Annotated in this window: 21 protein-coding genes and 1 riboswitch; of the genes, 11 read left to right on the top strand and 10 right to left on the bottom strand. The window is 63.5% G+C overall.

Going from position 1 to position 24,099, the window contains the following annotated elements; all coding sequences use genetic code 11:
• Window positions 1–17: 17 nt before the first annotated feature.
• Genes QWU43_RS00720 through QWU43_RS00705 form a run of 4 tightly spaced genes read left to right on the top strand, consistent with a single transcriptional unit; the run spans window position 18 to window position 3,714 of the window.
• Window positions 18–800 carry an enoyl-CoA hydratase/isomerase family protein gene (locus QWU43_RS00720; RefSeq protein ID WP_198736952.1) on the top strand — a complete coding sequence of 261 codons (783 nt, stop codon included), beginning with the start codon at window positions 18–20 and terminating at the stop codon, window positions 798–800.
• Between the two features lie 47 nt (window positions 801–847).
• Complete coding sequence (locus tag QWU43_RS00715; RefSeq protein WP_370916885.1) at window positions 848–2,074, top strand: acetyl-CoA C-acyltransferase; 1,227 nt, start codon at window positions 848–850, stop codon at window positions 2,072–2,074.
• Window positions 2,071–2,829, top strand: a complete 759-nt coding sequence (locus tag QWU43_RS00710) for an enoyl-CoA hydratase/isomerase family protein (RefSeq protein ID WP_370916884.1) — start codon at window positions 2,071–2,073, stop codon at window positions 2,827–2,829. Before QWU43_RS00715 ends, QWU43_RS00710 begins: the two co-directional genes overlap by 4 nt.
• Window positions 2,830–2,853: 24 nt before the next feature.
• The gene (locus QWU43_RS00705; RefSeq protein WP_370916883.1) at window positions 2,854–3,714 is read left to right on the top strand and encodes a 3-hydroxyacyl-CoA dehydrogenase family protein; all 861 of its coding nucleotides are present in this window, start codon (window positions 2,854–2,856) and stop codon (window positions 3,712–3,714) included.
• Here the strand turns inward: QWU43_RS00705 and QWU43_RS00700 are convergent.
• Entirely contained in the window at window positions 3,711–4,064 is a 354-nt protein-coding gene (locus QWU43_RS00700; protein ID WP_370917188.1) for a PaaI family thioesterase, read from the bottom strand. The genes QWU43_RS00705 and QWU43_RS00700 overlap by 4 nt on opposite strands.
• 221 nt (window positions 4,065–4,285) lie before the next feature.
• Here QWU43_RS00700 and paaZ point away from each other — a divergent pair, with 221 nt between their 5' ends.
• From paaZ to QWU43_RS00675, 5 genes are all read left to right on the top strand, one after another.
• Window positions 4,286–6,358, top strand: a complete 2,073-nt coding sequence (gene paaZ / locus QWU43_RS00695; RefSeq protein WP_370916882.1) for a phenylacetic acid degradation bifunctional protein PaaZ — start codon at window positions 4,286–4,288, stop codon at window positions 6,356–6,358.
• Window positions 6,359–6,598: 240 nt separating this feature from the next.
• Window positions 6,599–6,714, top strand: a riboswitch (SAM riboswitch).
• A 17-nt stretch (window positions 6,715–6,731) separates the two neighbouring features.
• Window positions 6,732–7,133, top strand: coding sequence for a hypothetical protein (locus QWU43_RS00690; protein WP_370915700.1), 402 nt, complete (start codon window positions 6,732–6,734; stop codon window positions 7,131–7,133).
• Window positions 7,134–7,663: 530 nt separating this feature from the next.
• Window positions 7,664–9,343 carry an alpha-keto acid decarboxylase family protein gene (locus QWU43_RS00685; RefSeq protein ID WP_370915699.1) on the top strand — a complete coding sequence of 560 codons (1,680 nt, stop codon included), beginning with the start codon at window positions 7,664–7,666 and terminating at the stop codon, window positions 9,341–9,343.
• Window positions 9,344–9,585: 242 nt separating this feature from the next.
• On the top strand, window positions 9,586–9,999 hold the full coding sequence (locus QWU43_RS00680; RefSeq protein WP_370916881.1) for a hypothetical protein: 414 nt from the start codon (window positions 9,586–9,588) through the stop codon (window positions 9,997–9,999).
• A 143-nt stretch (window positions 10,000–10,142) separates the two neighbouring features.
• On the top strand, window positions 10,143–12,041 hold the full coding sequence (locus QWU43_RS00675; protein ID WP_370916880.1) for a protein-arginine deiminase family protein: 1,899 nt from the start codon (window positions 10,143–10,145) through the stop codon (window positions 12,039–12,041).
• Window positions 12,042–12,274: 233 nt separating this feature from the next.
• On the opposite strand, the gene QWU43_RS00670 is transcribed toward QWU43_RS00675, so the two are convergent.
• The 6 genes from QWU43_RS00670 to lepA form a co-directional block, all read right to left on the bottom strand.
• Window positions 12,275–13,042: a hypothetical protein gene (locus tag QWU43_RS00670; protein ID WP_370916879.1), complete on the bottom strand. Its 768-nt coding sequence runs from the start codon at window positions 13,040–13,042 to the stop codon at window positions 12,275–12,277.
• A gap of 516 nt (window positions 13,043–13,558) precedes the next feature.
• Window positions 13,559–14,197 (bottom strand): hypothetical protein, encoded by a 639-nt coding sequence (locus QWU43_RS00665; protein ID WP_370916878.1) that lies wholly within the window; start codon window positions 14,195–14,197, stop codon window positions 13,559–13,561.
• A gap of 224 nt (window positions 14,198–14,421) precedes the next feature.
• Window positions 14,422–15,393 carry a diacylglycerol kinase gene (locus tag QWU43_RS00660; protein WP_370916877.1) on the bottom strand — a complete coding sequence of 324 codons (972 nt, stop codon included), beginning with the start codon at window positions 15,391–15,393 and terminating at the stop codon, window positions 14,422–14,424.
• Window positions 15,394–15,976: 583 nt separating this feature from the next.
• A complete protein-coding gene (locus tag QWU43_RS00655; protein WP_198736940.1) occupies window positions 15,977–16,636 on the bottom strand; it encodes a hypothetical protein in 660 nt (219 codons plus the stop codon).
• A gap of 84 nt (window positions 16,637–16,720) precedes the next feature.
• Window positions 16,721–17,686: a GIY-YIG nuclease family protein gene (locus tag QWU43_RS00650; protein WP_370916876.1), complete on the bottom strand. Its 966-nt coding sequence runs from the start codon at window positions 17,684–17,686 to the stop codon at window positions 16,721–16,723.
• 18 nt (window positions 17,687–17,704) lie between these two features.
• Window positions 17,705–19,552 (bottom strand): translation elongation factor 4, encoded by a 1,848-nt coding sequence (gene lepA, locus QWU43_RS00645; RefSeq protein WP_198736938.1) that lies wholly within the window; start codon window positions 19,550–19,552, stop codon window positions 17,705–17,707.
• Between the two features lie 170 nt (window positions 19,553–19,722).
• On the opposite strand from lepA, the gene QWU43_RS00640 reads away from it, so the two are divergent.
• Complete coding sequence (locus tag QWU43_RS00640) at window positions 19,723–20,286, top strand: type II toxin-antitoxin system PemK/MazF family toxin (RefSeq protein WP_370915693.1); 564 nt, start codon at window positions 19,723–19,725, stop codon at window positions 20,284–20,286.
• 210 nt (window positions 20,287–20,496) lie between these two features.
• Window positions 20,497–20,760 carry a 30S ribosomal protein S20 gene (rpsT, locus tag QWU43_RS00635; RefSeq protein ID WP_370915692.1) on the top strand — a complete coding sequence of 88 codons (264 nt, stop codon included), beginning with the start codon at window positions 20,497–20,499 and terminating at the stop codon, window positions 20,758–20,760.
• A 153-nt stretch (window positions 20,761–20,913) separates the two neighbouring features.
• On the opposite strand, the gene holA is transcribed toward rpsT, so the two are convergent.
• The 3 genes from holA to QWU43_RS00620 are packed head-to-tail and all read right to left on the bottom strand — an operon-like array spanning window position 20,914 to window position 24,054.
• Window positions 20,914–21,888, bottom strand: coding sequence for a DNA polymerase III subunit delta (gene holA, locus QWU43_RS00630; protein WP_370915691.1), 975 nt, complete (start codon window positions 21,886–21,888; stop codon window positions 20,914–20,916).
• On the bottom strand, window positions 21,836–23,392 hold the full coding sequence (locus tag QWU43_RS00625; protein WP_370916875.1) for a ComEC/Rec2 family competence protein: 1,557 nt from the start codon (window positions 23,390–23,392) through the stop codon (window positions 21,836–21,838). Before QWU43_RS00625 ends, holA begins: the two co-directional genes overlap by 53 nt.
• Complete coding sequence (locus QWU43_RS00620) at window positions 23,389–24,054, bottom strand: helix-hairpin-helix domain-containing protein (protein WP_370915689.1); 666 nt, start codon at window positions 24,052–24,054, stop codon at window positions 23,389–23,391. The genes QWU43_RS00625 and QWU43_RS00620 overlap by 4 nt, the downstream gene beginning before the upstream one ends.
• Window positions 24,055–24,099: the final 45 nt, after the last annotated feature.

The raw sequence follows: 24,099 nt of genomic DNA, 5'->3' as shown, positions 1-24,099 counted from the left end.
CCTCACGAGGACTCCCCATGATCGAACTCGATTTCCACCCCGCCGGAGACACAACCGTCGCCGTGGTCACCCTGAACAACCCGAAGGCGATGAACGCTCTCGACTCCGCGGCAGTCAGTGACCTGGCCGACGCCTACACCCGAGCCGCAGACGAGGGCGTCCGCGCACTGCTGCTCCGCGGGGAGGGACGGGGGTTCTGCGCCGGGCGCAACATCGTCGGCATCGACCCCGCCACCGATGACGCCACCGCATACCTGGACCACGAGGTCACACCGCTGCTCAAGCAGATGGCCGCGTTCCCCGCCCCCACATTCGCAGCAGTCCAAGGCGCATGTCTCGGCGTCGGGCTGGGGCTCGCACTGGCCACCGACATCGTCTATGTCGCCGACGACGCCAAGATCGGTTCCCCCTTCGCCAACCTCGGCGCGACCCTTGATTCGGGCGGGCACTGGCTGTTCGTCGAGCGGTTGGGCCCCCACCGGGCAATGGATCTCATCGTCACCGGGGATCTGATCAGCGGTCAGGAGGCGGTGTCCGCCGGTCTGTTTTCCAGGTCTGTCCCCGCCGAGGATCTGGATTCCTTCACTCGCGCCGCCGCCGAGCGTGCCGCCTCCGGTGCGACGAAGGCGTTCCTCGCGTCCCGCGAACTCGTCCGCATGATCCGTGACGAACGTGTCGGTCTCTGGGAATCCGTGCACGCCGAGAACATCGCCCAGGGCGAGCTCTGTTCCTCCGCCGACTACGCCGAGGGTTTCGCGGCGTTCAAGGCAAAGCGGCACCCCACGTTCCACGGGTACTGATCCCTGCCCGGTCACCGCACAACCCGCCCGATCACCCAGGAGAAACTATGACCGCACCACACCGTGACTCCGCGTTCATCGTCACCGGTAAACGCACACCTGTCGGCCGCTACGGCGGCGCACTGTCCACCGTCCGGCCTGATGACCTCGCCGCCCTGTGCCTCCGCGCTGTCGTCGAGGATGCCGGGATCCCGCCGGAGGCGGTCGATGAGGTGATCCTCGGCAACGCCAACGGCGCGGGTGAGGAAAACCGCAACGTCGCCCGACTCGCCTGGCTGCTCGCCGGATACCCGGACAGTGTTCCCGGCATCACCGTGAACCGGCTCTGTGCCTCCGGAATGTCCGCCATCACCCTCGCCGCGACCATGATCCGCGCCGGAGAGGCCGACATCGTCATCGCCGGTGGCGTCGAGTCGATGTCCCGCGCCCCATGGGTACTGGCGAAACCCGAGGGCCCGTTCGCGAAACCTGGGGAGATTGCCGACACCTCCATCGGCTGGCGTTTCATCAACCCCGTTCTCGCCGCGCGGGACAAGGCGACGTTCTCCATGCCGGAGACCGCCGAGGAGGTCGCCCGGGTCTGCGGGATCAGCCGCGCAGACGCCGACGCCTTTGCCGCACAATCACAGCAGCGTGCAGCGGCTGCCATCGATGCGGGGCATTTCGGCGACGAGATCATTCCCGTCGAGGTCACCGGACGTAAGGGAGCGGTGACGGTGGTGGACACCGATGAGGGCCCACGCCCGGGCACCACCACTGAAGTACTCGCCCGCCTGAAACCTGTCGTCACCGGAGGTGAGGTCGTGACGGCGGGCAACAGTTCCTCACTGAACGACGGCGCCTCAGCGGTGCTGGTGTGCTCCCGACACGCCGTTGAACGCTTCGGGCTGACCCCTCGTGCCCGGGTCGTCGGTGGCGCGTCCGCCGGTGTCGCACCTGAGATCATGGGCCTCGGCCCGATCCCTGCGACCCGGAAACTCCTCGACCGCATCGGCTGGGACATTGGCGATCTGGAGGCGGTCGAACTGAACGAGGCGTTCGCCACGCAGTCGCTGGCCTGCATCCGTGATCTCGGACTCGACTCGGAGATCGTCAACGCGTGGGGCGGGGCTATCGCACTGGGACACCCGCTCGGGTCCTCCGGTTCCCGGATCGCCATCACCCTGCTCAACCGCATGGAGCACGAGGGGGCACGGCGTGGGCTGGCCACGATGTGCATCGGCGTTGGGCAGGGTGCAGCACTCGCCCTCGAACTGTGCGGGGAGGACCGATGACGTACACCACCCTCGACGTCTCAAGGCGCGCTGATCGGCTGGTCGTGGCGATGAACCGGCCCGAGGTGCGCAACGCTATCGACGACCAGATGGTCGCTGAACTGCACGAACTGTGCGGTGAACTGGAACGCGAACCGAAGATCCTGATCCTCACGGGCACCCGGGTCGACGGGCGCGGGATCTTCGCCTCCGGCGCGGACATCGAACAGTTGAAGGAGCGGTCGCGTGACGACGCCCTGCGGGGCATCAACTCGGCGATCTTCAACCGTATCGCCGCGCTCCCCATGCCGGTCATCGCCGCGTTGGATGGTTGGGCGCTGGGCGGGGGCGCGGAGCTCGCGCTCGCCGCCGATTTCCGGATCGCGACCCGGAATCTGAAGTTCGGCCAGCCGGAAACCGGTCTGGGCATCATCGCCGCCGCCGGTGGGCTGTGGCGGCTGAAGGAGATCATCGGCCCCACCGTGGCCAAGGAGATCCTGCTCGCCGGCCGGATTCTCGACGCCGGAGAGGCACTGGACCTGCACCTGGTCAACGAGGTCGTCGATGACCCGGAGGGGCTGATCGATGCGGCCGATGCCCTGGCCGACCGGATCGCGAAGCAGGATCCGCTGGCGGTCCGCCTGTCGAAGCAGTTGTTCGCCATGCCAGCCTCGGCGCATCCGGCCATCGACAACATCACCCAGGCCATCTGTTTCGAATCCGAACAGAAACACGTTCGTATGCAGGCGTTCCTCGACCGCCGAAACAACAAGTAGCCACGATTAGAACAAAGGAACCCTATGAACGACACACCCCGCATCCCGAATCGCGTCGGTGTCCTCGGCGGCGGACGCATGGGCGCAGGTATCGCCCATGCCTTCCTCGCCGCAGGCAGTACCGTCACCGTCATCGACATTAACGACGGCGCCGCCGCCGCTGCGCGACACCGTATAGAGAAGGCGGTTCACGGTTCCATCGAACGCGGAGCCCCTGGGCCTCCCTCGGAATGGCTCGACCGGTTGAGCTGTGGAACCGACCATGCCGACTTCACCGACTGTAACCTCGTCGTGGAGGCCGTGCCCGAAGATCCCAGGCTGAAAGCCGACGCCTTCGCCTCCATCCGGGAGCATGCACCGGACGCGGTGATCGCGACGAACACCTCGTCGCTGTCCGTGACGGAGCTGGCCGGTGCCGTCGACGGCTCCGGCAATGTCATCGGCCTGCACTTCTTCAATCCGGTCCCGGCGTCGAAACTCGTGGAGATCGTGGTCGCTGACACCACGGATGAACGCCTGGTGGACACCGCACGCGGCTGGGTCGAAGCGCTGGGAAAGACGCCCGTCGTGGTCCGGGACTCCCCCGGCTTCGCGTCCTCTCGTCTCGGTGTCGCCATCGCGTTGGAGGCAATCCGCATGGTGGAGGAAGGCGTGGCCAGCCCCCGTGACATTGATGCCGCCATGGTGCTGGGCTACAAGTTTCCAGTCGGGCCGCTGGAGCTGACCGATATCGTCGGCCTGGATGTCCGGCTCGGTATCGCCGACTATCTGCATTCGACACTCGGTGAGCGTTTCGCCCCGCCGCAACTGTTGAAGGACATGGTCACCCGGGGTGACTGCGGACGGAAGTCCGGCAGGGGCTTCTACGACTACTCCGACAGCTAGTCGCGCGGATCAATGATCGCGTTGGTCACCCGGATCGTCGACAGTCGCTTGCCCCCATCGTTGAGCACCACCACTTCATAGGTGGCCAGTCTCCGACCCAACTTGAGCGCAGTCGCGGTCGCGGTGGCGTAACCGGCGACACCGGACCGATGGTGGGTGGCGTTGATGTCCACACCTACAGCGATCTTCCCGAAGGATGAGGCGTAGATCAGGGCACCCCATCCGGCCACCGCTTCACCGAGGGCGATCATCGCACCACCGTGGAGCACCCCGTGGGACTGCCTGTTCCCGTCGATCGGGATTCTGGCGACAACCTTCTCGGCGGATTGTTCCAGCACCTCAATACCCATTTTTCGGTCAAATTCGCCGGGTGTGACGGTCCAGGGTTCGTACTGTTCATTCACGTTGTCCTCCACTGGTGGTTGTTGAACGGGGGTGCCCGAGTCCAGGAACCCCTCTTAAATGTGATCCACGTTATACTTTACCCTCGATGACCGACCGTTCGGTCAGTTATTTCCCATTTGTTTCCCCCTCCGCCAACCCCACTGAGGCACCACAGAGAAAGGTCCCCATGTCTTCCACCACACCACCCATCGTTCCCAGCTACCTCAACGGCGGTTGGGTGACCCCGGAGAACCCTGACGCCGTCCTCACCGCCACGGACCCCTCGACCGGCGATGCCGTGGCACGCGTCAGCGCAGACGGACTCGACATCGCCGGAGCCGTCGAGTTCGCACGCACCACTGGACAGCGGAGCCTGCAGCAGCTCACCATCCACGAGCGCGCCCTGAGAATCAAGCAGCTCGCGCTCCATCTCGACGAGTACAAGGCCGAACTGTACGAGCTGTCAACCCGCACCGGAGCCACGAAACGGGACAACGGCATCGACATCGACGGCGGCATCGGCACAATGTTCGTCTATTCCTCGAAATCCCGGCGCGAGCTGCCAAACTCGACGGTAATCGTCGACGGCCCCACCGAACAGCTCTCCCGCGATGGGTCCTTCATCGGCGGACACATCTACACCTCCATCCCCGGCGTGGCCGTGCAGATCAACGCCTTCAACTTCCCCGTCTGGGGCATGCTGGAGAAGTTCGCACCCGCGTTCATTGCCGGTGTCCCGACAATCGTGAAGCCGGCACCACAGACCGGCTACGTCACCGAACGCTGTGTCCGACTCATGGTGGAGTCCGGTCTCCTGCCCGAGGGGTCCCTGCAGTTGATCTCCGGCGGGAGCGTCGACCTCCTGGAACACCTGGACTACCGCGACCACCTCGCCTTCACCGGCTCCGCACGGACGGCGAACATCCTGCGCTCCCACGACGCGATCCTGAGCGGCGGGGTCCGGTTCACCGCCGAGGCGGATTCCCTCAACGCCGCGGTCCTCGGGCCGGACGTCACCCCGGGCTCCCCCGAGTTCACCGCCTACATCCGCTGCCTGTTCGGGGAACTCGTCGCCAAGGCCGGCCAGAAGTGCACCGCTATCCGCCGCGCCATAGTACCCATTCCCTTCGTCGGCACCGTCGCCAACGCACTCGGCGCCATGATCGCGGAGAAGGTCACCGTCGGCGCGCCGGACGCGGAGGGCACCACCATGGGGCCACTGGTCTCCACGGAACAGTGCGACGCTGTGATCAATGCCCTGTGCGAACTGATCGCGGCAGGCGCTACCGTCCACACCGGCGGACCACAGACCGCCGAGGGCGCATTCCTCAACCCGACGATCCTCACGTTCGATCCCGCGACCGCAGCCGATCCCGGGGCCGCGGTCCACTCGACCGAGGCGTTCGGCCCGGTCGTTTCGATTCTGGGTTATGACACGCTGGATGACGCCATCCGGTTGACCACGTACGGTCGCGGCTCACTCGTGGCCACCCTGTGCGCTCACGAACCGGACACCGTCCGCGACTTCACCCGGGGGATTGCCGCCCACCACGGGCGTGTGCACCTGCTCGACCGTGACGACGCCCACACCTCCACCGGCCACGGGTCCCCCATGCCGCACCTCGTGCACGGCGGCCCTGGCCGCGCCGGTGGCGGCGAGGAGCTGGGCGGTGTGCGCGGCGTGAAGCACTACATGCAGCGTAGCGCGGTCCAGGGCACCCCGAACCACCTCACCGCCGTCACCGGAATCTGGCACACGGGCGCCGATGTCCAGCGGGTGACCCGCGCGGACGTGGACAACGGGACCGGTATCCATCCGTTCCGTAAGTCCCTCGCGGAAATCCGTGTCGGCGACCAATTCGCCTCCGACCTGCGTACCGTCACACTGGACGACATCACGGCCTTCGCAGAGGAGACCGGAGACAGATTCTACGCCCACACCGACGAGGAAGCCGCCGCCGCCAATCCCTTCTTCCCCCGGCGCGTCGCCCACGGCTACCTCCTGGTCAGTTGGGCCGCCGGGCTGTTCGTTGATGCCGCCCCCGGCCCAGTCCTGGCCAACTACGGACTGGAGAACCTCCGGTTCCTCACCCCGGTCACCTACGACGACTCCATCCGGGTGGAACTGACCGCCAAGCGGATCACGCCACGCGTCACCGACGACTACGGCGAGGTCTGCTGGGATGCCATCCTGTACAACCAGAACGACGAGGTCGTGGCCACCTACGACGTCCTCACACTGGTGGCGAAGGAGCGTTGATCAGTGGTAGTTCACTGACGATCCGGGGCGCCTCATTAGGCCGCGTGTTCAATGACCCCACGGAGCTGCACGAACGAATAAGACCTCATCGCGGCTCAGTGGGAAAGCACACATCCGCTCACGGGCTGGCGGTGAAGAGCCGCTCCGGCCGCTCCCAGACACGAACGATCCTGGTTGGGACAGGGGTACCCGAATCCGGACAGATGACACGGTAATCACACCGCTGCTATTCTCGTTTTTGATCAAGAAGTTCGACGTCAAGTCCCCGGCTCGTCGACTGGCAACCGCGTATCGCGCTCGGTGCCCCCGGTGGAAGATCCGCCACAGGACACATCTGTCTAGTGGAAGTATGCGACTATCTCAAGGAGTTCACATGAGTGAGCACACCAACCCCGAACATCGGAACATCACCAGCACCCCGGACTATCTGCCGGAGCTGGGAGCCACCGCGCTTCCTTCCGGATGCACGCTCTACGGCACCGGGCATTCGGTGCACTGGATCAGAATGAACCATGCCGCGAGTGGGGACTGGGAACCCGCCGTCATCCTCGGGGCCAGGGAGAACCATCTCATCTTCACCCACGGGGACACGAAGGAACGGCGGTGGAACCACGATCCGGAGCGCCTGCGGGCCATCGCAGACCTCGTCATGCTGGAGCCTGACGCGGAAGTCCTGTGGTCAGACCGGTACAGCATCCTCAAGGTGACCATCGGCACCAAAGCCTGGTTGTTGGGTCTCGATGAACACGACGGTTCCCCCTGCCAGAAGCAATAGCAGCCTTCCCCCGACATAGCAGGCGCGTACACCACTGTCCGGTGTTCGGAATCCACGAACAAGATCGGGGGTAGCGGAGATTCCCTCATCCACATTCCATCCCACATCCGGGATACCGCTCCCCCTCAGACGTGTCGACGACAGTCCTGGGCGAGAGAAACGCTGAACTGGACTATACCCGCAGGAAATACAACCAGTTTCCGGAACGGCGGGGCCGACGGTTGCCCACTACCGACAACGAACTCCACGCAGCGTAGCGCTCGCCTCCCACATCATGGGAACCACATTTAAAGATACCACCATGGCGACATTCGGCTAACGGGTGTAGTTCCGGGGGTGCCTCTGACGAGGGATGATCCCGGAGGATGCTCCCCCACCCCACTAGGCCTTGCCACAGCCCGTAACCTGAGTCGTGAGCCAGGCCACTTTCCAACCACCCGTAGGTGAATCCCGGAGTTTTCCCGTCTCGGTCGGCCCGACACCACGGCAGCCCGCCCACACCACCTCCGACAGACCCACAAAGGAGCACCATGACCCAATCCGGCAGCAGCGGCTACACTGTCTCGGACTACCTGTTCGACCGGCTCGCGGAGATCGGCATCAACCACATCTTCGGTGTCCCCGGCGACTTCAACCTCAAGTTCCTGGACACCGTCACCGCACACGATCGCCTGACCTGGGTCGGCAATTGCAACGAGCTGAACGCCGGATACTGCGCCGACGGCTATGCCCGACTCAAGGGTGCCGCGGCGATGGTCACCACCTTCGGGGTGGGCGAGCTCTCCGCGATCAACGCCACCGGCGGCTCCTACGCCGAGTATGTCCCGGTCCTCCACATCGTCGGGGCACCGGTCACGGAGATCCTCACCTCCCGGAAGAAGATCCACCACAGCCTCGGCGACGGGGTGTTCACCCACTTCTATGAGATGGCCGGTCACGTCACCTGCGCACAGGCGTGGCTCACGCCGTCGAATGCGACGAGTGAGATTGACCGCGTGATCACCGAGATGCTCGCACAGCGCCGCCCGGCGTACCTCGTACTCTCCCCCGATGTCGCCGCCGCCGAGGTGTACCCGTCCGATGAGCCCCTGGAAATCGACATCGCCCGGAAGCGGTCCTCCAGCGCCGCGCTCAAAGCCTTTGAACGGGCCGCGACAGAATTCCTCGACGGCCACTCCGCCACGGTGCTCGGCGACCTGCTCGTCCACCGCGTGGGCTGCATCGGGAACTTCGACCGGATGATCAACGCCAACGACCTCCCCTACGCCACACTGACATGGGGCAAGACTCTCGTCGATGAGCGCAGTGACCGTTTCGCCGGAATCTACATCGGTGCCGCCTCCTCACCACGCGCCAAGGACGCGGTGGAGAACGCAGAGCGGCTGATCACCATCGGCGTGGAGTTCACCGACTCCACCACCGCCGGGTTCTCCATGAACCTCGGAGTCGAGCGGGTCCTGGACATCTCACCCACCCAGTCCACCATCGGAGGCCGCACCTTCGCGCCGCTGCAGATGGGTGACGCAATCGACGCCCTGGCCCGCATCCTCGCCGACACCGAGGTCACACCGCACGAACTGAAGGAACGTCACGTTCCCGCCGCACCCCACTCGGACCCGAACGAACCGTTGACCCAGAATGTTCTGTGGTCGAAAGTCTCCGAGTGGCTGCCCGAGGATTCCCTCGTCATCGCGGACCAGGGCACCAGCTTCTTCGGCATGGCCGACAGTCCGCTGCCCTTCGGCGTCAGCTTCATCGGCCAGTCACTATGGGCGTCGATCGGCTACTCCATCCCCGCGGCCCTGGGTGCCGGTATGGCGAACCGTGACCGGCGCATGGTCGTCCTCGTCGGCGACGGATCGGCACAATTGACGGTGCAGGAGATCGCCACCATGTTCCGCGAGGGCATCAACCCGCTGATCATCCTGGTGAACAACTCCGGCTACACCATCGAACGCGCCATCCACGGCCCCGACGAGGTCTACAACGACATCACCCCGTTCAATTGGCAGGACATCCCCCGCGCCTTCGGCGGCAACGAGGACAACTGCCTAGTCATCGATGCCCCGACCCCGGCGACCCTCGACGCGGCCCTGGAACAGGCCGACCGGAACCGCGACAAGCTCGTGATGATCGAGGTGCACACCGACCGCGACGACTACCCGCAGATGATGCGCAACTTCACCGAGACGCTCGGCAGGAAGGATTAGTCGACGGCATCCCGACGGCTCCACCACAGCGATGGTGGAGCCGTCGGCCGGCTTGCCCTCCCCACATTTTCTCCTTCCGCACTCTCCACTTCGCTGCTAAAATCAAGATGGCTCTACACTCCGTGCACCTTTTCCACCGGTCACGCCAACGAGTGCAGTCCCCGGTCCGGCAAAACGGACCCCTCCTCACACACCCGCCGCAGGACATCTCTGTCCCGGGCCCGGTTCGAGGAGGAGAACACATGAGCAAGTACACCGCCGATGGGGAAACCAACACCTACACCACCCCGGATTCACTTCCGGGATTCCCCGGCTTCGCCCCATCCTTCGACTGTGTTGAACACCGTTCCACGCACAGCCACGGGTACATTGCGTTGACTGCGCCCACCGATGAGGTCCTGGAGCCAGCCCGCATCATCGCCGTCGAAGGCCATTTCCTGACGTTCGCCCACCAGGACGCCGTCGAACGCCGTTGGACGCACAACGCCGAGCGTCTGCGCGCGGTCGCAGACATCGCAATGCTTGAGCCTGCCGCGCTGACTCTGTGGTCACCCGGTCGCCGCATGCTGAAAGTTGAGATCGGGGACATCGGGTTCCTGGTTGACCTACGCCAGGGCACACAGGTCGGCCGCTGCTGCCGCGACGACGACAGGTGACGATTCGGTGCCGCCCGACCCGGGCGGCACCCTGCGTTTTCCCAGCTTACACACAGTTTTCACCCCCACGCCCACCGCCCTTGCCTAATGAAAAAACCTCGCAGTAGGCTATTCCGGTCAACACTACCGGAAGGGTTTTTCACTTGAATTTCCATCGTCTGCGCACCGGCGGCACCCTCGCTGCTCTCGCCTGTTCATCCCTCGCACTCACCGCATGCAACCCCGTCGACTACATCAACTCCATCACCACAGCCACCGGATCCACCACCATCTCTTCCGAGTGGCGAGGCCTGGCCGATCGACTGACCTCGGGATTCAGCTCCGGGAGCAGTGGAATTGGGAGCAGTGGAACCCCGACAGCCCCGCCCCTCGCCACGATCGTCGGTGACACGAACCGCGACGGCCGGATCACCGACGCCGACCACGCGGGCAGGACAACGGCCAACGTCAACGAGGGCGCGATCTTCCTCGCGAACATCGACGATGATTCCGGGCGGTGCGCCTACTCCGCAGACACCTCCCGGGCGGAACTCGCTGCGTGCAATGACGCTGCCGACGATGTCGTCAACGGTGGGGCCGATGCTCTCGACCTGGCTCGCCTCGAGGTCAAAGCAACACGGGACCTGTCCGATTCTGCGGCCGCGACCCTGGCGTATGACACGAACCGGGCCCGCGTATTCCTTCTCACCGGTGACGGCTCATGGGCACCCGTGACAACCACCACCACGCTGAACGCAGAGCAGTTGCGCTCCGGTGCAATCCTCGGCGTTGAGGGGCTCGACGTGATGCGCAATCACGCCGAGTGGGACGGTCGACTCACCGTGACACTCACCACCACCGACGACGGGGCGTCGACAACAGACAACGTCCAGCTTCAGCAGGCCCCACTGCGCGCCCACGACCACACCCAGGATCTACGCACGGTGCTGACCCTGGACGATTCCTTCAAGGATGCCGCACCGTTCAATGCCCGTCTCGACGCCGCTCTCGGCGATGACGTCGAGCTCCGGAAGATCCCGGACATGGATGTCCAATGGCTGCAGGACGGAAGCGAGATCTTCTACACCGCACTCCCCGGTGCAGAAGGACCGCAGTACATGCGCGTCATCATGCGACTCGATCAAGGTGACGACGGACAGAACGCGATGTATCACCTACAGGGGCGGGATGTCGCCGTCGCCGAGGTCGACACAGACGGCAAGCACTCCGATTCCAGTGCGGGCGGCAACCTTGAGTTCCTACCCCCGACGCCCGCCCACCCGCAGGGCCGCGCCATCATCGGTGTCCGCCAGCACCCGGATCTGGTCGCCGATGATGATGGACACGATCACGGGGATGGCGGTGCACATGACCACCAGGACGACAACAGTCCGACGAATGAGCAGATCCTCTTCCTGGCCGCCCAGGGCTACACCGATCCGCTGATCCTGGACACCAGCTTCCTTGCGGTCGGACACGTCGACGAGTTCGTTCATGTTCTCCCAGCGGACAATGCCGCAGGTTTCAAGCTTCTGGTTGCCGATCCGCAACTAGGCAAGGTGATGCTTGAGGATCTCGTCGCAAATGGTCATGGTGACGTCCAACTGGTGGATCACCCGCAGGCCCGGACGACAGTGGCTGAAGCAACCGATGAGATGATGCAGCGCCAGCACGCGGTTGCCATCGAGGTGATGAACCGAAACATCGCCACGCTGAAGGCCGAAACTGGTCTGGGCGAGGAGGACATCATCCGGCAACCCGCCTGGTATCGGATGGATCTGCACGACGCTTACGACGCCACGAAGATCTACCCGATGGCATCCTTCACGCCGAACGCCGTCAACGGTATCGTCCGGGACCGAAAGACGTACCTCTCTCCAAAAACATACGGCCCCAACATCAACGGGACGGATGCGTTCGCTGACCACTTGACGAAGGAAATGGCTAAAGCTGGCTACGCGGTCATCTTCGTCGATGACTACGACTACCTCCACCGTGGAACCGGTGAGATCCACTGTGGAACCAACCAGATCCGCGCCATGAATCCCTGGTACAAGAAGTAGAGGGCGGCGCACCGGGCCGAATCCCCGCGCCCGGTGCGCCGACCTGCAGGCCCTGGGAGTGAGATGCAACCACACCGGAGTACCGGTCCACGGTTGCAGCCTCCACCACCCCGCGACGGCCGGACCCAGCGGCTTCGACCGGACCACGGATGGTGCCCGCGGATAGCCGGACGGGTCGTAGCTGGATCCCGGGGCACACCCCCGGCGACTGTGCCCCGGCTCGGAAGCGTCGGTCACTTCGCCTGATAGAACTCGGGGGCGCGGTCCCGGGACGGGTCCATCTGGACGTTCGTCACCAAGAACTCCCCACCGTCGTAGACCATCTGCGCTTTCATGAACCGCGTCGGGCAGCACGCACCGTCATTCGGCCCCGGCGCGTACCAGCTGAAGTTGACCCGGCCGTCCTGGATGGTGAGCTCATCGGCCGGGCCCCGGCCGGGATTCTCAACGACCTCGGATCGGGGTGCCGCGCCGAGATACTCCCCACCGTTGGTGTAGAAGACGAGGACCGACGGCCAGGGCACACCTCCGGCACTGCAGTAGATGTCGATCATCCCGTCATCGACACCGTCGCCAGTGACGTCGCCGATGACGATCGCCGGATCCGGGGGCGAGCCGTCCCACGGATCGACCCCGGCGATTTTCGCGAAACCGCTCAGCTGGTCCGCGACCGGGAGGACACCGTCGACCAGTTGGCCCGCATCGTGCCCGCAGACCGGGGGGATCCAGGCGTTCATGAGCTGCTCAGCTGACACGGGAAGCGCCACTGGTTTAGCCGGGCTCTCACTGGACGGCGCGCCCGCTGTCTCCGATTCCCCGTTGGGCGCAATCGTCCGGTGCCCGGTCGTCTGCGGGACATCCGCACCGCTGTCGTCGGTGGCTCCGGCGACGGTCGCCGTGTCGACAGCCGTACTCGGCTCGGCACCCTCATCGGCGCCGTTGCACGCCGACGCCGTCAGTGCCACGCCGAACAGTACAGCTCCCACTCGTCTGATTCTCATTGTGAACGCCCCTCGCGGTGGTCGGATCAGTGGAGTTCCGGACGGATCATCCGTTTCTCAAGTGTAGGAGCAGCGAGGTGCCTCGAAGTGGAATCTTCGCGCTCCCACCCCGATCAGTGGTCACCCACTCGAAGCGGCGCGCCCTCAGCGGGCGGGTGGACAGGCCGTCTGCTGTGCCCGTCTCGTCAGGGCGCCTGTGCGATGAACCTCGTGGCAGCGAACACCACCTCGACCGTGACCGGCAGGCCCGCCACTAGACCGCGCCGGATCAAGAGGCCCCTGTGAACTTCGGAGGACCACCCGGACAGGCGTCTGTGGGCCAGTATTGGAGGCATACTCAGAGTTAAATCGTTGGCGCGACAGGGACGGTTCCGGCGTTGTTGCCGCCTTCACCACATCCGGGAAGCTCCAGCGCTCACCCCGCCTGCTGAGCACTTCGCCGCGCGTACTCGAGTCGGCGAATTTCCGCTGTCCACACCTCTCTGGCTCTGGTGGTTGAGTGATATCGGGGATCACTCAACCACCATAGAGCTCGTCTCGGTCTTTCAGACGGTCAAGCTGGATGTCTGCCACGACGAGTTCCGTGCCGTCGTACATCAACCGCGCCTTCAGATACTGTGTCGGACAGCATGCGGGTTCACTCGGTGTCTTCGGCCCGTACCAGCTGAAACTGATCCACCCATCTTCGATGGTCAGCTCGTCCACCGGACCCCTGCCGGGATTGTCCACAATGTCAGACCGGTGTACCGAACCGAGATATTCTGAACCATTAGTGTAGAAGACGAGGGTGGACGGCCATCCGACCCCTCCGGCGTTGCACACGATGTCGGCAACCCCGTCATCAACACCGTCACCGGTGACATCACCGATGACGATCGCGGGCCGTTTTCCCCCTCCAACACCCGCGATATTCGCGGACCCCTTTCGTTCGTCTTCTACGGGCAAAACACCGTCGACCAGATGTCCCGCTTCGTGGCGGCACACCGAAGGAATCCAGGCGTTCATGAGCTGGTCCGCTGTCACGGGGAGAGCCTCCGGCGTGGAACCGCTTCCCGTGGTCCCCTGCTCCGAATCAGTTTCCCCGCCGATAGCTGAGCAACCGATGAGCATCACTATCGCACAGACCAGTGCCGCTCCCGTTTTCCACGATCCCATGGACCACGCCCCCTTTTGCAATGTTCAAGCCGGCACGCCACTAACCAGCACCATACTTTCACTCAGTGAAGAAGGATGAGAGCTGCGTGGTTTGAAATTACTATGCGCTCTATCACACTCACCCCACCCTGAAACACCGCCCATGACCGTCATTCACTTCGGTGGCGGGGAGGTGAGCTTTCGGGCGCTCACCAAGGTCACACCATGGCACACCTAGGTCTCAATCAGGGAGCAGGAACGATGAAACGCCCCGCTGCCGGAACCGCCTCAACAGTGACCGGGAGCGCCGACATCCGCTCGCCATCCGCATACGCATCGACGCCGTACACCCACACGTCCGCACTACGCACCCGGTAGCTGTGCACCTCCGGGAGTTCCACATGCGTGCCCTTGATGATCTTCCCCATGCAAGAGGCGAACCGGACCCTCCCGGATGGATCCACCAGCGTCACATCGAGTAACCCGTCCCGATGATTGGCGAAGGGACACACCGGCAACCCACCCCCATAGGTACGGGTATTGCCGAAGGCCGCGAGCATCGCGGCACCACGGACCGTCAACGAGCTATTTTCCTCAATTCCGACATCACCGGGAACAGGGTGCCTGCCGTGCAATTCCATGGAAAACGACAGCGGGCGAAGACTGATAAGTTCGGCGGCGATGGAGAGGTTGTAGCGGGCGGAGCCGTGCGGCCAGGTCATCCGGTTCGCCCTATCACTGACCAGGGAATCGAATCCAGCGGTCATCACTGTTCCGAACCACCGTTCGTTCCCCGTGGAATCGGTGATCCGCCCCAGATCTGTCGTCACCGTGAAACCCGCCGCAATGACCTCCGCAGCGGCCTCCGGGCTCGTCCGAGGAAGGTTGTACTCCCGGGCGTGATCATTTCCGGTACCTGCAGGTATGACCCCGACCGGGATCTTCTTCCCTGTAGTCTCCTGGAGCACGAGGTTGATCATGCCGTCGCCGCCACAAACCACGATCGCGTCAAAGCGCCCCGATTCAACGGCTTCCCGGGTCAACCGCCGGGAATCCTTCGTCGTCCGCCCTTGAAAAGCTAGAACCTCGACACCCGCATCGCGAAACGCCGCCATCGCACGCTCGGTGGAATGCCGCGCACGACCGTGCCCACTGTCGGGGTTCGTGAGCATGGCGACGGCGCCGATGTCGACGAAACCCATCGGATAGTCGGTCATGTGGTTACTTTCGTTGTCCAAGTTTCTGATGTGAAGGACGCCGGGCAGCACCGCTATCCGGCTCCCGTCACTGCGGGTATCTTGATCCTTTCACAGACTAGGTTGAGAACTCACACAGGCCCTCATCTCGAGTTCTGGACTCCTTCAAAGAGACTCGCCGACGCCACCACTGTCCTGGTCGGACATCTCTGGGGCCCTGCTCAACCGGATGGAGATGTCCCCGGTTTTCGCCCTTCCGGCGAGAAACACGTCTTGCAGAGCACCGTGAACGTTCGTTCCATTCTCCCGGCACGGTCCATCTTCGGGTCACCCACATCACCACCAGCAGCATGACTTGTTAGTTACCTACGAGACGAACATTCTCCCGCTTGACGTTGACGACCTTCTATTCCAAGCGGCGTAGGTCACGACGTGCTACCCGAACCGACGTACCGGTCCTTGGACTATAAACGACGAACCCCGCATACCTCGCTGCTACCAATCCGAGGCCACTACCGTTTCCAAAAGCTCCACCAACAACCCGGGCTGACCCACTCCACACCGAGATCTACCGGATATCGGACCGAAGGACATCAGTTCCCCGTCACACCCGAACAGAAAGCTGTGAATAGATACTCGCGGCGAGCCGGGTCATCTCGAAGGAGTACACGGCGATGATCAGGGTGAACAGTGCTTTCACACTGTCACCTAGAACGAAGATGTCTCCACCCCGTGAATACTGATAACAGAGCAGCGAAATCACCAGAGTGAGGGCGTAAACCCCGATGGCGAACACCCTGTTCCATTCATGGATCAGAGTGTCCTTGTCACTCTCCGGGACCTCCGGCCAGACGCGTTCGGTCACCAGCCAGAAGTAGAAGATGAAGGCCGATGGAACCGCCATCAGGTTGATCACCAGGAACATCAACGGCAGCACACCACTTCCGCCACCAATGAACAAGCCCGCCGGTATCAGCCCAACCACGAGCACGAGTATCAGGAACGGGAACAGCGTCGTCACCACCAGCGGGATGAGTGAGCGGCTGAAATCGGAATAAGTGATCGTGCGGATGAGCAGATGCCGGTTCTCCGTCGACCGGGCAACCGACGGAGCCGGATTCGGACTCTTCGCCCGGAACCCACGGAACTTGATCACCGCGATGATCAGTACCGCCAGCTCGATCACTGCCATGATCTCCACTGGAAAGCCCTGGAAGAAATCCAGGGTCCGCTCGATGATCACCGGAACACTGTTGACTTCCATCTCTACGGCTGCACCCCTCGCGTGTCTCATGAAACAGGTCGGGGGAACCTTAGACGATGATGCTGTGAGTCATCTGGGAGTGCCCTACGAACCAACCGCTCTCACCTCGGAGACCAACTGAGGACTGTGCCACCGGCCGATTTTCGCCGCTGACGCCTGCCTCATCAACGAAAGAACGAAACCCCGCAGCTCACTGAGCAGTCCAGGAGTATCGCGGATAAGGTTATGGAGCGATCCTGCCGGAAATGTGAGCGCATCCACCGTCGCAGATCGGTAGTGCCGTCGGAACAGGACGCCCTGGTGTTTCTTCTGTGACCACCACCGTCTCCCCACGACACCGGGAGGGCAGTTAAGTACACACACCGGGGATGAGCTGGATTCGGTGCGTGGGGCGTAAAGCAGTTCAAGATTCCCGACAGTCAGGGTCGCGTATCTGCCGCCTGCTGTAGACGGCAGATCCAAGACCGTCCACCAGACCCCCTCTAGTTCTTCGCATGAGGGGATCAACAGCGAAAGTGCACAGTGAAAATCGCTGATCACCTTCCGATACGTCAGATGTTGCCCCCGGGAATCCGTGTAACGACGTAAACGTGAGGCACCGCACCCCCGAGGATCTGGCATGGGCACCATTCCGACGGACATGGTTGTGTATTCTTCTCCGCCTGTCGCCCAGTGACTCTGATCGTCAACACTGATGATGACGTCAAGTGAGGAAGGCTGGCGGTGTCCCCTGTTCCATGCCCGATTCCGCAGCGATTTACCTGTTCTGCGGAGCCGGATGATTTCGGAACGCTCCACGGTATCCAGAGAATCTGACGGGACAACGGCGAAGAGTAGCGTCTCAATATCCACCCACGCTGCATGATGCCTCGAACCGTGCCTATGGGCAGAAAAACGCCTCACCATGTCGGTCGTCTGCCCGACATAACACGAGCCATCCGTGAAACCGAGGATGTAGATTCCTCCTGCAGAACCAGGCAACAATGGGGCGATACTGGTCAGATCCGAAACTGTCCATCGCCGGTACCTCAGTTCTCTGGACGAGAACACCACGCCCCACCGAGCCTTCTATCCCTCGTCCGTCGAGAGCGCCGCGACGAAGGCCTCCTGCGGAACGGAGACGGAACCGATGTTCTTCATCCGCTTCTTGCCTTCCTTCTGCTTCTCCAGGAGCTTGCGCTTTCGGGAGATATCGCCGCCGTAGCACTTCGCGAGGACGTCCTTGCGCAGGGCGCGGATGTTCTCGCGGGCGATGATCTTCGACCCGATGGCCGCCTGGATCGGCACCTCGAACTGCTGGCGCGGGATGAGGTCCTTGAGCTTGACGGTCATCTTGTTGCCGTACCACTGGGCGTTGTCGCGGTGCACGATGGCGCTGAACGCGTCGACGGGTTCACCCTGGAGGAGGATGTCGACCTTCACTAGATCGGATTCCTGCTCCCCGGCTTCCTCGTAGTTGAGGGAGGCGTAGCCGCGGGTGCGGGACTTGAGCATGTCGAAGAAGTCGAAGATGATTTCGCCGAGCGGCATGACGTAGCGGAGTTCGACGCGATCCTCGGAGAGGTAGTCCATGCCGCCCATCTGGCCGCGTTTGGCCTGGCAGAGTTCCATGGTGGTGCCGACGAACTCGGCGGGAACGATGACCGTCATCTTGACGATGGGCTCCCAGACCTCCTTCGGTTTGCCGCCGGGCCAGTCGGAGGGGTTGTGCACGGTCATTTCTTCGCCGGATTCGGTGACCACGCGGTAGCTGACGGATGGTGCGGTGGAGATGAGATCGAGGTCGAACTCGCGCTGCAGCCGGTCACGGGTAATCTCCATGTGGAGCAGGCCGAGGAAGCCGCAGCGGAACCCGAATCCGAGGGCGACAGAGGTCTCGGGCTCGTAGACGAGTGCGGCGTCGTTGAGCTGCAGTTTGTCGAGTGCGTCGCGAAGATCCGGGTACTGCGCCTGGGAGATGGGAAACAGTCCGGAGTAGACCATCGGGTTGGGTTCCGCGTAGCCCTTGAGGGCTTCCTCGGCACCCTTGTTGGCCCAAGTGATGGTGTCGCCGACCTTGGACTGGCGGACATCCTTCACACCGGTGATGAGGTAGCCGACCTCGCCGGGACCGAGTCCGACGCATTTCTTCGGGGTGGGGCTGACGATGCCGATTTCGAGAAGTTCGTGGGTGGCCCCGGTAGACATCATCTTGATTTTCTGACGGGGTTCGAGGGTGCCGTCGACCATGCGGATGTAGGTAACCACGCCACGGTAGGTGTCGTAGACGGAGTCGAAGATCATGGCGCGCGCGGGGGCGTCGGCACCTTTGTCGGAACTTGGCGGCGGGACGAGTTCGCAGATGCGGTCGAGGAGTTCGGGGACGCCTTCACCGGTCTTGCCGGACACCCGGAGAACGTCCTCGGGTTCGCAGCCGATGATGTGTCCGATCTCCTCGGCGAACTTGTCGGGGTCCGCGGCGGGCAGGTCGATCTTGTTCAGGACGGGAATGATTTCGAGGTCGTTCTCCATGGCGAGATACAGGTTCGCGAGCGTCTGTGCCTCGATGCCCTGCGCGGCGTCGACGAGCAGGACCGCACCCTCGCAGGCGTCGAGCGCGCGCGAGACCTCGTAGGTGAAGTCGACGTGACCGGGGGTGTCGATGAGGTGCATGACGATCTGCTCGCCCTCGTGCGCCCCGGAGCGCGGTACCCACGGCAGGCGCACGTTCTGCGCCTTGATGGTGATGCCACGTTCACGCTCGATGTCCATGTTGTCGAGGTACTGGTCACGCATGTCCCGGGCGTCGACCACACCGGTCAGACCCAGAATCCGGTCTGCGAGGGTGGACTTCCCGTGGTCGATGTGGGCGATGATGCAGAAGTTACGGATCTGCTTGGGGTCTGTGTACGTAGCTTCGGCAAAATTGGCGGCCATGTGTGTGACGGTCCCTTCCTTATTGGAGCTCTCCTGACACTACCCGACCGTGCAGCCGCATCCCATGCGTAGCGACGCCCAACCTCCCGGACGTCGGTAGAGGCAACCACAGCGACGGAGAACCCGATGTCCAGCCCGCGGAACACACGGAGTGGCTAGGCTGTTGTCCTGTGGATGACGATAGACGACACGAGGAAAGCTGGTTCCACCGCGCACTAACATCTGTGCTCGGGCGAGGTGACAGTGCCCTGAACCAGGGCCTCGAGGTGATCAATGACCGATTGGGGCTCAACCCGGATAGCGGAACCCCGGCGCATCGGAGCACCAAATCCGCGACGACTTATGCCGCGCAACCAACCGCGAGCATGGCCCGAAGCATCTACTACGCACCGGATATGGACGGCCAAGCTGATCCCGGCGAAGTCGTGTGGATCTGGGTGGACACCGACGGCCCAGGCTCCCCAGCCAAGGAGCGGGCCATCATCGTCATCGGCAGATCCAGGCAGCACATGCTCGGCCTCGTGATCTCCCCAAACCCGGGACACGCCGAAGAAGATAACTGGCTGGGTATCGGGTCAGGCCCGTGGGATGAGTCCGGCAGGCAGTGCTGGGTACGGATGGACAAGGTTCTTGAAGTTCCTGAGTTGGGGATCCGCCGCCAGGGAGCAATCATCCCCAGGCACCGCTTCGAAAGGATCGCGAACCGACTACGGTCACGATACGGGTGGGGATGACCAGGTTGCGCCGTTTGTCCGGAGCATCGGACACTGATACTCTGTCAAGCTGTTATTCACTTTCCGGGCGTGGCTGCCGGAGCGGTCAGGACCTTGGGTCCGCTCAATAGAACGCATCCACCGCGATCATGATCCACAGCGATCGTGATCTGGACAGATCCGGCCGGTGGTTTCAACACAACCAACCACGAGTTCAAGAGGTATTTTTCAATGGCTAACATCAAGTCCCAGATCAAGCGTATCCGCACCAACGAGGAGCGCCGCCAGCGCAATCAGCACGTGCGTTCCGCCGTCCGCACCGAGATCCGCAAGTTCCGTGCGCTGGTCGAAGAGGGCAACAAAGACGAGGCCACCACTCAGCTCCGCATCGCTTCCCGCGCTCTGGACAAGGCCGTCACCAAGGGTGTGTTCCACCGGAACAACGCCGCCAACAAGAAGTCCAAGATGGCGTCCGCGCTGAACAAGATGGACTAATTTTCATCTGCTTGTTCTGCCCACCACCGCATCGTGTCGGTGAAGAGGTGCAAAGAACAACATGTCAAGACCCCTCTTCAGGCTTCGACCGGGAAGGGGTCTTTTTTTATGCCGCCTTCATTCCAGCCGAAGAAGCGGTGGGGGCACTCGGACTCACCCCGCCAGCTCAGCTATCCTCCGTACCGCGTGCTCGATGGCGTAACCATCATCAGCGGCCTGCCCCTTCACCGCCGCATCGAGGTCCGCCACGATGATCACGGCCTCCGATACAGCCTCACCGTTCCACGTTCGGGCGAGGCGGGCGGTCTTCTCCACCTTCCACGGCGGCATCCCCACGACCCGGGACAGACCATTGGCATCAATCCGGCCTCGGGTGGAGTACAGGCGGGCAATGGAACCGACGGTGGTGGACAGCGCAGCGGCGAGCATCACCGGTGACAATCCAAGCTGGAGAGCACGGCGAGTGGAAGCGACAGCACGCTGCATCTGCCCGGAACAGGCTAGATCCGCGATGTCGAACCCTGAGACCTCGGCCACTCCCACGTAATAGTCACGGACCTTCGCTTCGGTGACCTCTCCCCCGGTGTCGGCGACGAGTTGGCTCACGGCGCTAGCGAGTTCCCGCAGATCCGACCCCACCCCCTCCAACAGGGCACGGACGACGTCGGAGGTGACCCGCACGCCGTGGTTGCGGAACTCCTGGTTGACGAAGGTCGGGCGTTCGCTGGGCTTGATCTTGTCCGCCCGGTGGACCTCCGCCAGTTTGGACAGTTTCGACACCATCGCCTTGGTCCGACCGGCCCCGGTGTGCAGGATGATGAGGTAAATCCCAGGCGCGGGGCTGCCCGCCGCGGACAGGATGAGGTCCGCCGCATCCTTTCCCGCGTCCTGTGTGCCGGTGAGGATGAGAACCCGATCCTCGCCGAACAGGGAGGGGCTGAGAAGTTCCGCGAGTTCATTGGCGTTGACATCCCCGGCCCGCATGGTGGTCACAGGTAGCTCGGTGCCGTCCGGGAGGGATTCCCGGACGGCGGTGGTGACCGCGATGCGGGCGCGCTCGGCGAGGAATTCCTCCTCACCGAGGATCAGGTGCACGGGGGCGGGGGGTGACGGTTTCACGCGCTCCATCGTGCCACATCCCCACGGACGGTCCACTGGTCACCACCGGATGTTCCGAGCGGTGCGGAGTGAACACCACACTAATCAGGGTGAGCAGCACAGCTCCGAGAACCAGCACCCGGACCTGCCCCGCATAGATCGCCCAAACGGTCCAGCAGCAACCGAGGATCACCCACGCCACGCCGAGCCATCCAGCGGCGACCGGAACAGTGGCGTGCGGAAGTCCCGCGAATACCCCGGCGACTCCGTTGATCCACCGGAGCAATGGTGTGAGCATCCAGAGGCATGCGCCCGCAAGCTGAGGTCCGGGGCCGGGAAACGCGGCAAGAAGCGCCGCAACGAGTCCGAGGACGGTGATCGGTGGTACCGCCACCGCAGCGAATACGTTCGCTGCCACGGAGACCAGCGAAACCCGACCCGCCATGATCGCGATGATCGGCATCGTCACAATGTCGGCGGCGATAGCGACGGACAGCGCCCGGACGATGATCGCGGGCCAGCCGGTGGCGGCGAGGGGCCGGTGCAGGAGTGGGTGCAGAGCGATGATTCCTGCGGTCGCCGCCACGGACAGCGCAAACCCGTAGGACACCGCGAGGTCACTGCGCCACAGCAGCAGGACAATGGTGGAGAGGCAGAGTGCGTGCGCCGGTTCCGCCCTGGTTGCGGCGAGCACGGCCACGAGACCGACGATCCCGGTTGCTGCGGCGCGCAGCACACTCGGTTCCGTGCCGACGAGCCCCACGAAGGCCGCGAGCACACATCCCGCTCCGGCGACCTGGACACGAGGACCCACGCCCAACAGCCGGGTGAGGATGACGACGGTGGTGGTGACGATGGCGACGTTCGATCCGCTCACCGCGGACAGATGCGACAGGCCGGTGTCGAGGAACATCTGCCGTTGACTGTCCCCCTGTCCCGTGATGTCCCCGAGTACCATCCCGCGGACGAGTCCGGCAGATTCCGGGTCAAGATACCGGGCGGCGGTGTCTGCGAAGGAGTCGCGCACGTGCGCCGCGGCACGAGCTGGTCCCGAAGGCCCGTGCAGTACCGTCACGGAGTGCGCATTGAGCAGAAGCGTACCTATGCCCGGCCGGTCCGCAGCCCCCGTGTCCGCCGTCACCCGGATCAGTGTCCCCGCAGATTTCGGAATCTCCTCTCCACCGCGGATGAATACGGGTATCTCCGCAGGATGACCGGGCACGTGCAGGCGGAGAAGCCAACCGTCATCACCCACCCGGACGGGTCCGGTCACGGTCCTGCCTTCCACGGTGACGTGTTCCAGCGAATTCAGGTGGTGACGATCCGCTGCCGCCAGACGGCACCGGGAGGTGACCACTGCCGCGCCCCCTGCTCCGAGTATCAGGAGACACTGCCCGGGAGCCCGGAATCCCACCGCGATCAAACCGGCAACTACAACCACTGCTATCCCCGTAGACCAAGACCTACTGACGAGAACGACGGCGACCGCAATCCAGACGACAGCCGCCGCGGGCAGGAGTCGGAGCTCTGTCACAGGGTGACCAGTCCCTCGAGTCGGGTGAGCTTCGCCGGTCCAATCCCAGGTACAGCCGTGAGATCCTCGATCGTGGTGAATCCCCCGTTGTCAGTCCGGTACGAGATGATCGCCGCACTCGTCGCCGGACCAATCCCGGGCAGTGCCTCGAGTTGTTCCGCGCTGGCGGAGTTCAGCGACACCGGCCCGGTGGCGGCTCCGGACACTTCCAGCGGAAGTGCGGTACCGGGGTCGGGCACGATCAACTGCATCCCGTCGACGAGCCGCCCAGCCAGGTTGATGTGCCTTGTATCAGCATCCGGGAGTACCCCAGCCGCCACGAGGGCATCAGCGGCGCGACTGTCCCCCGGCAACTCATGGAGCCCCGGGTGTTCCACGGCTCCGACCACAGAAACCACGATCGACGGTTCCGGTTCCGGTTCCGGCGAAAGAGTCTCACCGGTATCCACAACCACCGGGCTCACTTGCGCACCGGTGTCGGTGGGAACAGGTCCCCGGAGCATCAGCCACCCCCCGATGAGAAACATGATGCCGACGAGCGCGAGCACTCCCTGCCGGAGGGTGACGTGCAGCCTGGGTGTCGGAAAAGCGACGTCGAGAAGCTCCTCCTCTCCGGTCGGACGGGAGAGTTCCGCAAGTCTGTCGCTGATCCGTTGAGCCATGCCGACACGGTAGATCCCGGCTGATCAACGCTGCCCGGGAATGGA

Origin of the sequence: Corynebacterium sp. CCM 9204 (genome assembly GCF_041357695.1) — a bacterium.
Taxonomy (GTDB): Bacteria; Actinomycetota; Actinomycetes; order Mycobacteriales; family Mycobacteriaceae; genus Corynebacterium.
The sequence above is the reverse complement of the archived record's forward strand: the minus strand, read 5'-3'. Positions and strand labels throughout refer to the sequence as shown.

Excerpts from the sequence above, each read along its gene's own strand:
- QWU43_RS00720 (WP_198736952.1), top strand. The coding sequence starts at position 18 with ATGATCGAACTCGATTTCCACCCCGCCGGAGACACAACCGTCGCCGTG.
- QWU43_RS00715 (WP_370916885.1), top strand. The coding sequence starts at position 848 with ATGACCGCACCACACCGTGACTCCGCGTTCATCGTCACCGGTAAACGC.
- QWU43_RS00710 (WP_370916884.1), top strand. The coding sequence starts at position 2,071 with ATGACGTACACCACCCTCGACGTCTCAAGGCGCGCTGATCGGCTGGTC.
- QWU43_RS00705 (WP_370916883.1), top strand. The coding sequence starts at position 2,854 with ATGAACGACACACCCCGCATCCCGAATCGCGTCGGTGTCCTCGGCGGC.
- QWU43_RS00700 (WP_370917188.1), bottom strand. The coding sequence starts at position 4,064 with ATGGGTATTGAGGTGCTGGAACAATCCGCCGAGAAGGTTGTCGCCAGA.
- paaZ (WP_370916882.1), top strand. The coding sequence starts at position 4,286 with ATGTCTTCCACCACACCACCCATCGTTCCCAGCTACCTCAACGGCGGT.
- QWU43_RS00690 (WP_370915700.1), top strand. The coding sequence starts at position 6,732 with ATGAGTGAGCACACCAACCCCGAACATCGGAACATCACCAGCACCCCG.
- QWU43_RS00685 (WP_370915699.1), top strand. The coding sequence starts at position 7,664 with ATGACCCAATCCGGCAGCAGCGGCTACACTGTCTCGGACTACCTGTTC.
- QWU43_RS00680 (WP_370916881.1), top strand. The coding sequence starts at position 9,586 with ATGAGCAAGTACACCGCCGATGGGGAAACCAACACCTACACCACCCCG.
- QWU43_RS00670 (WP_370916879.1), bottom strand. The coding sequence starts at position 13,042 with ATGAGAATCAGACGAGTGGGAGCTGTACTGTTCGGCGTGGCACTGACG.
- QWU43_RS00665 (WP_370916878.1), bottom strand. The coding sequence starts at position 14,197 with ATGGGATCGTGGAAAACGGGAGCGGCACTGGTCTGTGCGATAGTGATG.
- QWU43_RS00660 (WP_370916877.1), bottom strand. The coding sequence starts at position 15,393 with ATGACCGACTATCCGATGGGTTTCGTCGACATCGGCGCCGTCGCCATG.
- QWU43_RS00655 (WP_198736940.1), bottom strand. The coding sequence starts at position 16,636 with ATGGAAGTCAACAGTGTTCCGGTGATCATCGAGCGGACCCTGGATTTC.
- lepA (WP_198736938.1), bottom strand. The coding sequence starts at position 19,552 with ATGGCCGCCAATTTTGCCGAAGCTACGTACACAGACCCCAAGCAGATC.
- rpsT (WP_370915692.1), top strand. The coding sequence starts at position 20,497 with ATGGCTAACATCAAGTCCCAGATCAAGCGTATCCGCACCAACGAGGAG.
- holA (WP_370915691.1), bottom strand. The coding sequence starts at position 21,888 with ATGGAGCGCGTGAAACCGTCACCCCCCGCCCCCGTGCACCTGATCCTC.
- QWU43_RS00620 (WP_370915689.1), bottom strand. The coding sequence starts at position 24,054 with ATGGCTCAACGGATCAGCGACAGACTTGCGGAACTCTCCCGTCCGACC.